Source organism: Streptomyces sp. NPDC059816, from assembly GCF_042732055.1.
Lineage (GTDB): Bacteria > Actinomycetota > Actinomycetes > Streptomycetales > Streptomycetaceae > Streptomyces.
This window is the reverse complement of record NZ_JBHWIQ010000021.1, coordinates 1-10,106: the sequence shown is the minus strand read 5'-3', so window position 1 is coordinate 10,106 and position 10,106 is coordinate 1. Positions and strand designations below refer to the sequence as shown.

Below are 10,106 nucleotides of genomic sequence, written 5' to 3'. Positions count from 1 at the left end.
CGATGGACTTCAGTGTGTACTTCTTCGCCGCGGACGACCGGCGGACTCCGCGCGAGCGGTACCGGTTCATCCTCGACGTGGCCCGCTTCATCGACCCGCGCGGATTCCGGGCGATCTGGGTCCCCGAGCGCCACTTCCAGGAGTTCGGCGGGAGCTTCCCCAACCCCTCGGTGCTCGCCGCGGCCATCGCAGCCGTCACCGAGCGGATCCAGCTGCGCGCGGGCAGCGTGGTCGTGCCGCACCACCATCCGGTGCGCATCGTCGAGGAGTGGGCCCTGGTCGACCAGTTGTCCGGCGGGCGGGTGGGCCTGTGCCTGGCCACCGGTTGGCACCGCGGCGACTTCGTGTTCCAGCCCGAACACTTCGCCGACCGGCGCGAGTACACCCTCAGCACCGTCGACACCCTGCGCGCCCTGTGGCGGGGGGAGCCGACCGACTTCGAGGGGCCCGAGGACAGCACGCTGACGGTCCGCACCTATCCCCGCCCGCACCAGCCGGAACTGCCGCTCTGGATGGTGCACACGTCCAACCCCCAGACCTGGCTGGAGGCCGGCCGTCGCGACCTGGGCGTGCTGACCCTGCTGGACAACTGGGACCGGCTGGCGGACAACGTCGCCGCCTACCGCAAGGCCCGTTCCGCCGCCGGGCTCGACCCGGCCGCGGGTGTGGTCACCGTCGGCATGCACACCTACGTCGGTGAGGACGAGGAGCAGGTGTGGGCGCTGGTGCGCGATCCGGTGCAGCGCTACCTGTCCACGTTCCTGAGTCAGAAGCGCAGCGACGACACCTCGACCGCCATGTCGGACGCCGAGCAGGACCAACTCGCCGGCCTGGTGGCCAGGGACTTCTACGACCGCCGCTCGCTGCTGGGAACCCCGGCGAAGTGCACCGAGGTGGTCCAGCGGCTGTCCGGGATCGGTGTGGACGAGATCGCCTGCCTGGTCGACTTCGGACTGCCCTTCGACGAGGTGATGGCCGGCCTGCCCAGGCTCGACGCACTGCGCCGGAGTTGCCTGCCGCCCTCCGCGGACGAGGACCGGCCCCGACCGCGCACCCTGGCCGGCTACTACGACCAGTGAGCGTCCGGGACCGGTGACCGGCGCGGACGCTCCGGTGCCCCGCCCGGCGGGGCACCGGGTTCGGGTCAGCCGGCCTGATCGACGATGAGTTTCACCACCGATTCGCGGGAGGTCTGGAAGAAGAAATGGTCACCCGGTAGCGCGTTGAGGGTGAACGTCCCTGACGTGTGAACCTGCCATGCCTCCAGATCGGAAATCCTGCATTCGGTATCGGATTTCCCTCCGAAGGTCGATAGTGCGCATTCCAGTGGCGGTTCCGGAATGTATTCGTAGGTTTCCTCCACGGTCACGTCCGCCCGCATGGCCGGAACATATACCTCCCTCATTTCCGCGTCCTCGCGCAGTGCTTGCGGGACGCTGTGGCAGCGTGCGTCGAGGGCGTCCAGGAAGCCGTCGGCGGGCAGTGCGTGGATGGGGGCGTAGCGCGGCGGGAGGTGCGGTGCGGGTTGCGCCGACACGGCGAGCAGGGTGGGCAGCCGCCCATGGTCCCGGCGTAGTCGACGAGCGATGTCGAACGCGACGAGGGCACCCGAGCTATGCCCGAAGAGCACGAAGTCACTGTTCAGAGCCTCGGCGCAAGCGGCTGCCGCGGGTATCGTCAGCTCGCTCATCGAGGTGGCGAGCGGTTCCGAGCGTCGGACCTCACGGCCCGGCAGCCGGAGCATCCACAGCGCGACGTCCGGCGGCAGCAGATCGGCGATGCCGTGGTAGGCAGCGGTTCCGCTGCCTGCCCAGGGCACGGCCAGGACGGTCAGCCGGGGGTTCTGCCTGCGCCCGGCACGGAGAAACCAGCGGTCGGAATCCAGCTGAGTCTCGGTCATGGGCTGAGATGATAGAGCAGTGCGGACCCGGGTCGGTCAAGCATCCGGAAGAATCCGCGGACGGACGCCGGAAGAATGGCAGGAGGGCGTCGAAAGGGCGCTCGGACGGCGTCGACAGGCTCGCACGAAATTTGTTTCGAGGGCCATTGTGCCGGCCGTGTTCGGGTCGCTAGTATCGATCGCTGTCGGGATCCGCGGGAAACTCATCAGTGAATTATCACCGCCGTAGGAGGAATCGACTCATGCCTGATACCAGGACTGACGGCGACGTGGACCGGCACTCCGGGTGGACCCTGCACGGGCTGGCTCTGGCACAGGTCGAGCAGCGCCCGGAAGCCACGGCGGTCCGGCACGCGGGCCGTGGAACGACCTACCGCGAGCTCGACGCACGCAGTGCCGCCCTGGCCCGTCTGCTGCTGCGGCGGGGAGTGGCCCCGGGCGAGCTGGTCGGGGTGTCCATGGCGCCCACCGCGGAGTTGGTGGTCGCGGTGCTCGCCGTGATGCGGGCCGGTGCGGCGTACGTCGCCGTCGACCCCGCGTACCCCGAGGAACGGATCCGGTTCATCCTCGCGGACAGCGGCGCCCGCACCGTCCTGGTGGACGAGGCCGCGGCCTGGGTTCCCGACCTGGCCGGACTGGAGGGCCTGCGTGCGGACCGGGCCGTCGACCCGGAGGGAACGCTCCCGCTCCCGGAGCCCGACCCGGCCCGGCTTCCGTACCTCATCTACACCTCGGGCTCGACCGGCCGCCCCAAGGGCGCCATGAACCGGCACGGCGGCGTGGCACACACGATGCGGTCCCTGGCCGATGCGGTCGGACTGGACCACACCGACCGCGTGCTCCAGGTGTCCTCCCTCAACTTCGACCTGTCGGTGATCGAGCTCTTCGCGACCTTCGCCGTCGGCGGCACCGTGGTCATCCCGAGTGCGGCCGAACGCACCGACCCGGGGGCGCTGCTGGACCTGCTGGGCACCGAGTCGGTCACCACCTGGTCCTCGGCCCCGGCGCTGCTGCGCCCGGTCACCGACACCGCCCGACGGCGGGGGAGCGGACTGCCCGCGACGCTGCGCACCGTGGTGCTGGCGGGTGACCGCTTCCCGCCCTCCACGGTGACCGCACTGGCAGAACTCGGCCCCGGCATCCGCGCGTACAACGTGGCCGGCATGACCGAGGTGTCCTGCTGCAGCACGGTGTTCGCGGTGCGCAAGGAGGACGCGGAGCGCGACGCGATCCCCTGGGGCCGCACCCTGCCCGGTCACACCGCCTACGTCCTCGACGACCAGGGGCGCACGGTGCGCGACGGCGAGCGCGGCGAGCTCCACATCGGCGGTGTGGGGGTGGGCCAGGGCTACTGGCGTCTGCCCGAGCTGACCGACGAACGGTTCCTGCCGGATCCCTTCGTCACGACGGCCGGCGCGACCATGTACCGCACGGGAGACCTCGCGGCCGTCCTGCCCGACGGCGGCATCGAGTTCTTCGGCCGCCTCGACGGCCAGGTGAAGATCCGGGGCGTCCGGGTGGAGACGGGTGAGCTGGAGACCGCACTGGAACAGCACGCGGACATCCGTGAGGCGGTCGTCGTGGCCCGTCATCCCCGGGTCGGTGAGGGAGTCCTCGTCGCCTACGTCGTGCCGGAGGTCGGCCGCCTGCTGACCCCCGCACAGTGCCGCGAGCACCTGGCCCGGACCGTACCCGCGCACTCCCTGCCCACCCGCTTCTTCTTCCTCTCGGGCATCCCGCTGCTCCCGAACGGCAAGGCGGACCGCTCCGCACTCCCCTTCCCCGAAGAGCCGGCGCAGCCCGGACAAGCCGTCGCCGAACAGGGCGACGCCCTGTTGGCCGCCGTGATCCGGCTCTGGGAGGAGGTCCTCGGCCGCCCGGGCATCGGGGCCCACGACGAGTTCAGCGAGCTCGGCGGTCAGTCCCTGGCCGCCATAGAGATCGTCGGACGGATCCGTGAGGACTGGGGAGCCGGCAGTGGCCTCGCGGCCTTCCTGGACCACTCGACCCCCGCACGCCACGCCGTGCACCTGCGCTCGGTCGGCGTCACCCCGCCCGTGAACTGACGGAACACCACCTCCATCCACCGCTAGCGAAGGGCACGCCCGATGACCGCAGCATCCGCCATCCCGCAGGCCGAACGGGAGATCGTCACCCGGATCGGCCGCTACTACGAGAAGGACGGCATGGCCGCCGACCGCGGAGAGGTGATCGGCTACCTGCTGATCTCCGACCCGCCGCGTCAGCGCGCGTCGGAGATCAGTGCCGGGCTGGGCATCTCCCGGGACGCGGTGGACAAGATGTCCGACCAGCTGGTTCCGGCCGGCTTCTTCATCCGCGAGGACGCCGAGGCCGAGAACACAGAGAACACAGAGAACGCAGAGGAGGGTGACTACTACCTCACCCTTCAGGACGCCACCTGGCCCCGGGTCATCCAACACACCTTCCTCAGCTGGCCGAACTTCCACCGGACGATGGCGGACGGCCTCGAAGCCCTCGAAGCCGAAGGTGCCGATCCGGGGCGGCTGGCCCGGCTGCGGAACATGGAGAAGCTCTTCCGCTACCTCGCCGCCGAGATGCCGGCCCTCTGGCACCGCTACGAGAAGACCAGCGCCGACCTCGCCTGACGCGTTCTGAAGGGGAGCTCATCGATGCAGACACCGGCTTCGGCCGCCACTCAGGCGGTCGACCCCAGGTGGGTGCTCCGCCCGGAGCCCCGGGACGGCGCCGCACTGCGACTGCTGTGCGTGCCGTACGCCGGGGGAGGCACCACCGTCTTCCACGGTTGGGTGGCCGGACTCCCCGACTGGATCGACGTGTGGCTGCTGAGGCTGCCAGGGCGCGAGGTGCGGCTCAGGGAGGAGCCGCGGACCGACCTGCTGACCCTGGCCGGGGAGGCGGCCCAGGCGCTGGCACCCGCCCTCGACCGCCCTTTCGCCCTGTTCGGTCACAGTCTGGGTGCGCTCATCGCCTACGAGATGGCGCGGGAACTGAGCCGTACGCACCGGCTGGAAGCCTCCCATCTGACGGTCTCGGCGCGGAACGCACCCGATGTCCCCCAGCCGGGCCGGATGTCCCGACTACTCTCCGACGACGCGTTCTTGGACGCCCTGGACCGTCGTTTCCGCGCCGTACCGGAACAGATCCGCCGGGACCCGGAGATGCGGGCCCTCTATCTGCCGGTGCTGCGCGGTGACATCACCATGTTGGAGACCTACCGCCACCGCGCCGAGCCGCCGTTGCGCTGCCCGATCACCGCGCTCTGCGGAGCTGAGGACCCGGAGGCGAGTGCGGCGGGCATGCGGGGTTGGCGGCACCACGGCAGGGGAGGTTTCGCCGAACACTCCTACCGCGGCGGTCACTTCTTCCTCCAAGAGCACCGCGAGTCCCTCCTCGACCGGCTGACCCAGGACCTGGCACGCACAGTGGTGCCCTAGCCCGTCCCGTCCCGTCCCGTCCCGACCTGTCCTGTCCCGACCTGTCCGGTGCGACCGCATCGGACGCTTCAGCCCGTGCACACCGGGTTCACCTGTCCGAGTGACATCGGTTCTTCTTGCGTTGTAGATACAGTACGTTCGGAATACGCTGAACGTCATGGCTATCACACACGACGAGGCAGTGCGCTTCGCCGAGGACGTGGCCCTGTACTTCGAACAGGACGCCGGACTTCCCAGGATCTCCGGTCGCGTCATCGGGTGGCTGCTGATCTGCGATCCGCCGGAGCAGACGGCGGGTCAACTGGCGGAGACCCTACAGGCGAGCAAAGCGTCGATCTCCACGTCGACCCGGCAGTTGATACAGGCCGGACTGGTGGAGAAGGTCTCGGCGCCGGGCGACCGGCGCACGTACTACCGGATCAATGACAGCGGCTGGGTCGACTCGGTCTTCGAACGGCTCGCAGCTGTCACCAACATCCTCAAGGTGCTGGAGAAGGGCAGCGAACTCCTCGCGCAGGACACCCCGGTGCGCCGGGCGCGCCTGGAGAACGTCGCGGACCTGTACCGCTGGATGCAACGCGAACTCCCGCCGCTGCTCGCCCGTCACCGGGAGCAACGGCTTCTCAACGGAGGAAAGAAGTGACCTTAGCCGCCATCGAGACGTCCGGTCTCACCAAGCGGTACCCCGGCGGTCGCGGCGTCGCGGATCTCGATCTCACCGTGCAGCGCGGGGAGGTCTTCGGATTCCTCGGCCCCAACGGGGCCGGGAAGACCACGACCATGAAGATGATCCTGGACCTCATCCGCCCCACGTCCGGCACCATCCGGGTCCTGGGGCTCGACCCGGCCGCCCAGGGAGCGGAGTTGCGGGCGCAGCTCGGCTACCTGCCCGGTGAACTCGTCCTGGACGGCACCGAGAACGTCGGAGAACTGCTCGGCTTCTTCGCCCGGCTCCAGGGCAACGTGGAGCAGGCCCGGGTGACCGAGCTCGCCGAACGGTTGGAACTCGACCGTTCGCGGAAGGTGAAGAGCCTCTCCAAGGGCAACAAGCAGAAGGTCGGCATCATCCAGGCGTTCATGCACCAGCCCGCGCTCCTGGTGCTCGACGAACCCACCAGCGGTCTGGACCCCCTGATGCAGCAGGTGTTCCTCACCCTGGTCACCGAGGCCAAGTCCAACGGACAGACGGTCTTCATGTCCTCCCACATCCTCAGCGAGGTGCAGGAGGTCGCCGACCGCGTCGCCATCATCAAGGACGGCCGGCTGGTCACCACCAGTACCGTCGCCGCGCTCCAGCAGCAGGCCGTGAGCCAGGTCGAGATCCGCTTCGCCGAGTCGTTCAGCGCATCGGACTTCACCGGCCTCGACCACGTCGGCGCCGTTCGGACCGACGGCCACACGCTGCACTGCACCGTCGACGGCAGCGTCGACGCCCTGGTCAAGCAGGCCGCGCGCTACCGCGTCGAGGCCCTGTTCTGCCAGAAGCCGGACCTGGAATCCCTCTTCATGGACGAATACGTCAAGGAAGGCGCCTCCGTTGTCCAGTGAACTCCCCGTGTTCGGCAAGGCGGTGCGCGACCAGCGGCGCGGGCTGCTGCTCTGGGGAATCGGCCTCGCGGTGGTCACGGCCATCTACACCTCGTCGTACGCCCAGGTGAAGGACCAGGCCGATTCGCTGGACTCGCTCCCCTCCGGCATGTCCGGCGCCATGAACTTCGACGACCTGTCGAGCGGCGCCGGATTCCTGGAGGGCACGGTCTTCGGCCTGCTCGGACCGCTGCTGCTCCTCATCTTCGCCATCTCCACCGGGACCAGGGCCGTCGCGGCCCAGGAGCAGTCCGGGGTGCTGGACCTCTATCTCGCCTATCCGATCACCCGCCGACGCCTGGCACTTGAGCGCTTCGGCGCCCTGTCCGTCGCCCTGCTCGCCCTGACCGTGCTGATCGGTCTGGAGGTCACGGCACTGGCGTCCTCCCAGGACATGGGCGTACCCGCCGGGAACATCATCGCGGGCGCTGTGCAACTCGGCCTGCTGGCCTTGTTCTTCGGTGCCTTGGCGCTCTCCATCGGTGCCTACACCGGGAGCAGGCCGTTCACCCTCGGCGCCACCAGTGCGGTCGCGGTGGGGACGTACGTGCTCAACGCGATCGCCTCGCAGATCGACGGCGCGCACTTCCTCCAGCGCATCACGCCCTTCTACTGGGCGCAGGGCACCCACCCGCTGCGTGAGGGGTTCGACGTCCTGGGCGTGATCATCCTCCTCGCCGCCACTGCGGCGGCGCTGGCCGTGGGAATGCGGGCGTTCGCCCGTCGCGACATCAACGCCTGACCCACGTTCCGCACGCACCGCGCGACCACTTGCCCGACCCTGCCGGGGCGCTTCCCGCCCCGGCAGGTGGTTCAGCACTGTCCCGTGCCAGTTGCTCGACCCATCGGAGGCATGTTCATGGCGAAGTCGGTGATCCCCGGACCGAAGCGGTCACGCGGTTTCGAGCCCGCCCAGTTCGCGGCCTACCTGGCCGGATGCGTGTCCTTTTCCTACGGTGCCGCGTGCTTCATCAGATCGGACCTGGGCACCGACCCGCTCGACGTCTTCGCGCTCGGCCTGCTGGAGCACCTGCCGCTGACCATCGGAATCGCCCAGGCGCTGTTCGCCGCCCTGTGCATCGCCGTCTGGTCGATCTGGAACCGCCGTCGCCCGGTGTTCTCGCCGTTCGTCACCTTCCTCTTCTGCGGCAGCATGATCGACCTCATGCGCGCCTGGGACCTCGCCGGACTGCCCGTTCCCGACACGGCCTTGATGGTGCTCGGCAGCCTGTTGTGCGCGTACGGGTCCTCGCTCATCATCATCAGCGGCATCGGCATCCGAGCCATGGACCTCATCGCGATCAGCATGACCGAGCACTGGCGCTGGCCGTTCTGGGCCGCCAAGTTCAGCACCGAACTGCTGCTTCTGGTCAGCGGCTATCTGCTCGGCGGCCCGGTGGGCATCGGCACCGTCTGCTTCCTGGTCGTGGTGGACCTTCTCGTGCAGCCCCTGATGCGACTGAACGGGAGCGTGCTGCGACTGCGCAATGTGGGCATGCCCAGCCTCAGCGTCGTCAGAACCGCCGCCTGACGCAGCCAGGCGGTCTCTGGAGACCGTGCCGCGCGGGGGCATGGGGCCGAGCGGGTGGCCGGAAGCCGTCGCGCTCTCCTGCCGTGCACGTGCGGGCGAGGGTGGTCACCGCCCGTCGGCCGTGACCGTCGCCGTGGGGCTGGAAGTGCTGCTGGGGCGCCGTCATCTGGAGGCCGCACCCGTCCATGGGGCGGGGCGGACGTGTCGGACAGCAGGTGATACGGGTCAAAGTGAACGGGCGTACGAATCCAGCCGTTTCGTAGATCGAGCTGCCAACGGGTCGGTGGAGGCGGAAACTTGCTCTGTTTGCGGGTTCCTTGCTGGCTGGGAACAGACGCAACGCCCATGCATGTATACGTCCATGTCACTGAAGAGATCAGGAGTGTCCGGATGGCCCGCTTCCGCGTTCGCCGACCTGCATCCCTTGCCGCCGCGGCAACCGCCCTGCTCCTCCTGGGGTCGGCGCCCGCAGCGGTGGCCGAACCCTCCGAACGGCAGCTGACCTCACGGCTGCTCCCGATCCCGTCGGGAGGGATCCACAGTTTCGTCAAGGGGCTGAACAGCAGCGGCACGGTCGTCGGCGACTACTACGTGGAGGGCTCCGACGGGCCACTCGGGATCCGGTGGAACGCCGGCCGCCCCGGCTACTCCCGCCTGGCGCCGCTGCCCGGTGAGAAGTTCAGCCGCACGACCGCGCTCAGCGACCGCGGATGGGTGGTCGGCCTGTCCTACGACACCCAGCCCAACTCCCACCCCGTGCGGTGGAGATCGGACGGGGTCCCGACCCGGTTGGCGCTTCCCGCTGGGTCCAGCAACGGCAACGCCTCGGCCGTCAACAACTCCGGGGTCGCGGTCGGCGACGCGTCCGTGGAGAACAACCGCTCCCAGCCCCTGCGCTGGCAGTCCGACGGCAGCAGAAACGATCTGCCCGTGCTGCCCGGCGACGACAGCGGCACCGCGACATCGATCAACCGGGCGGGCACCGCGGTCGGGTGGACCGAGAAGCGCGACGGCACCGATGGTCCCGCGCACCCCGTGCGCTGGAACGCGGCGGGTGCCGTGAGCGCGCTGCCCCTTCCGGCGGGGATCGTCGGGGCCCGGACGAGCCAGATCACCGACAACGGCGTGGTCTTCGGCCACGGGCGGCTCGCCGGGAGCACGGCGTACGACCGGGTCCTGGTGTGGGCGGCCGACGGCACCGTCCGTGACGCCGGGCGCGGGCGGGGATACGACGTCAACCGGGCGGGCACCGCCGTGGGGGCTTCGCTGGAGGACAACCCGAACGGCGACACGGCCCGCTGGAACGCGGACGGCACCAGGACCGTGCTCGCCAACCCGGCGGAAGCCGCCGGCGAGGTGCTGGCGATCAACAACCGGGGCGCGGCCGTCGGGTACGCCTGGCCGCCAGCCGGCAACCCCGCGCTGGACAAGGCCCTGTTGTGGAAGCCCGACGGTACGGTCGTCCAGCTGCCGCCGTCGTCCCTCGGCCCCTACGCCGCGGCGTTCGGGATCAACGACGCCGGAGTGATCACCGGATTCTCCGTCGGCACCGACGGCGCCGGCAACGCGACGACCTGGCGTGCGACCGTCTGGAAGCGCTGACACCCGCCCCCCTGGGGGCTGGCAAGGAACGGCGGGATCCCCGGCGCCT

10 protein-coding genes are annotated in these 10,106 nt (G+C 69.7%); 9 read left to right on the top strand and 1 reads right to left on the bottom strand.

The window, feature by feature from the left end; genetic code table 11:
* Nucleotides 1-2 precede the first annotated feature (2 nt).
* Nucleotides 3-1,079 (top strand): MupA/Atu3671 family FMN-dependent luciferase-like monooxygenase, encoded by a 1,077-nt coding sequence (locus ACFV88_RS25545; RefSeq protein WP_385494220.1) that lies wholly within the window; start codon nucleotides 3-5, stop codon nucleotides 1,077-1,079.
* 65 nt (nucleotides 1,080-1,144) lie between these two features.
* Here ACFV88_RS25545 and ACFV88_RS25540 read toward each other — a convergent pair whose 3' ends face one another.
* Complete coding sequence (locus ACFV88_RS25540) at nucleotides 1,145-1,900, bottom strand: thioesterase II family protein (protein WP_385494219.1); 756 nt, start codon at nucleotides 1,898-1,900, stop codon at nucleotides 1,145-1,147.
* A 242-nt stretch (nucleotides 1,901-2,142) separates the two neighbouring features.
* On the opposite strand from ACFV88_RS25540, the gene ACFV88_RS25535 reads away from it, so the two are divergent.
* From ACFV88_RS25535 to ACFV88_RS25500, 8 genes are all read left to right on the top strand, one after another.
* Nucleotides 2,143-3,966: a non-ribosomal peptide synthetase gene (locus ACFV88_RS25535; protein ID WP_385494218.1), complete on the top strand. Its 1,824-nt coding sequence runs from the start codon at nucleotides 2,143-2,145 to the stop codon at nucleotides 3,964-3,966.
* Between the two features lie 42 nt (nucleotides 3,967-4,008).
* Entirely contained in the window at nucleotides 4,009-4,527 is a 519-nt protein-coding gene (locus ACFV88_RS25530; protein WP_385494217.1) for a hypothetical protein, read from the top strand.
* 24 nt (nucleotides 4,528-4,551) lie between these two features.
* Complete coding sequence (locus ACFV88_RS25525; protein ID WP_385494216.1) at nucleotides 4,552-5,337, top strand: thioesterase II family protein; 786 nt, start codon at nucleotides 4,552-4,554, stop codon at nucleotides 5,335-5,337.
* 157 nt (nucleotides 5,338-5,494) lie between these two features.
* Nucleotides 5,495-5,980, top strand: coding sequence for a GbsR/MarR family transcriptional regulator (locus tag ACFV88_RS25520; protein ID WP_385494215.1), 486 nt, complete (start codon nucleotides 5,495-5,497; stop codon nucleotides 5,978-5,980).
* The gene (locus ACFV88_RS25515) at nucleotides 5,977-6,885 is read left to right on the top strand and encodes an ABC transporter ATP-binding protein (RefSeq protein WP_385494214.1); all 909 of its coding nucleotides are present in this window, start codon (nucleotides 5,977-5,979) and stop codon (nucleotides 6,883-6,885) included. Before ACFV88_RS25520 ends, ACFV88_RS25515 begins: the two co-directional genes overlap by 4 nt.
* The gene (locus ACFV88_RS25510; RefSeq protein WP_385494213.1) at nucleotides 6,875-7,666 is read left to right on the top strand and encodes an ABC transporter permease subunit; all 792 of its coding nucleotides are present in this window, start codon (nucleotides 6,875-6,877) and stop codon (nucleotides 7,664-7,666) included. Before ACFV88_RS25515 ends, ACFV88_RS25510 begins: the two co-directional genes overlap by 11 nt.
* A gap of 111 nt (nucleotides 7,667-7,777) precedes the next feature.
* Entirely contained in the window at nucleotides 7,778-8,455 is a 678-nt protein-coding gene (locus ACFV88_RS25505) for a YitT family protein (RefSeq protein WP_385494212.1), read from the top strand.
* A 390-nt stretch (nucleotides 8,456-8,845) separates the two neighbouring features.
* Nucleotides 8,846-10,057 carry a hypothetical protein gene (locus ACFV88_RS25500; protein WP_385494211.1) on the top strand — a complete coding sequence of 404 codons (1,212 nt, stop codon included), beginning with the start codon at nucleotides 8,846-8,848 and terminating at the stop codon, nucleotides 10,055-10,057.
* Nucleotides 10,058-10,106: the final 49 nt, after the last annotated feature.

Excerpts from the sequence above, each read along its gene's own strand:
- ACFV88_RS25530 (WP_385494217.1), top strand. The coding sequence starts at position 4,009 with ATGACCGCAGCATCCGCCATCCCGCAGGCCGAACGGGAGATCGTCACC.
- ACFV88_RS25525 (WP_385494216.1), top strand. The coding sequence starts at position 4,552 with ATGCAGACACCGGCTTCGGCCGCCACTCAGGCGGTCGACCCCAGGTGG.
- ACFV88_RS25535 (WP_385494218.1), top strand. The coding sequence starts at position 2,143 with ATGCCTGATACCAGGACTGACGGCGACGTGGACCGGCACTCCGGGTGG.
- ACFV88_RS25540 (WP_385494219.1), bottom strand. The coding sequence starts at position 1,900 with ATGACCGAGACTCAGCTGGATTCCGACCGCTGGTTTCTCCGTGCCGGG.
- ACFV88_RS25505 (WP_385494212.1), top strand. The coding sequence starts at position 7,778 with ATGTTCATGGCGAAGTCGGTGATCCCCGGACCGAAGCGGTCACGCGGT.
- ACFV88_RS25545 (WP_385494220.1), top strand. The coding sequence starts at position 3 with ATGGACTTCAGTGTGTACTTCTTCGCCGCGGACGACCGGCGGACTCCG.
- ACFV88_RS25500 (WP_385494211.1), top strand. The coding sequence starts at position 8,846 with ATGGCCCGCTTCCGCGTTCGCCGACCTGCATCCCTTGCCGCCGCGGCA.
- ACFV88_RS25520 (WP_385494215.1), top strand. The coding sequence starts at position 5,495 with ATGGCTATCACACACGACGAGGCAGTGCGCTTCGCCGAGGACGTGGCC.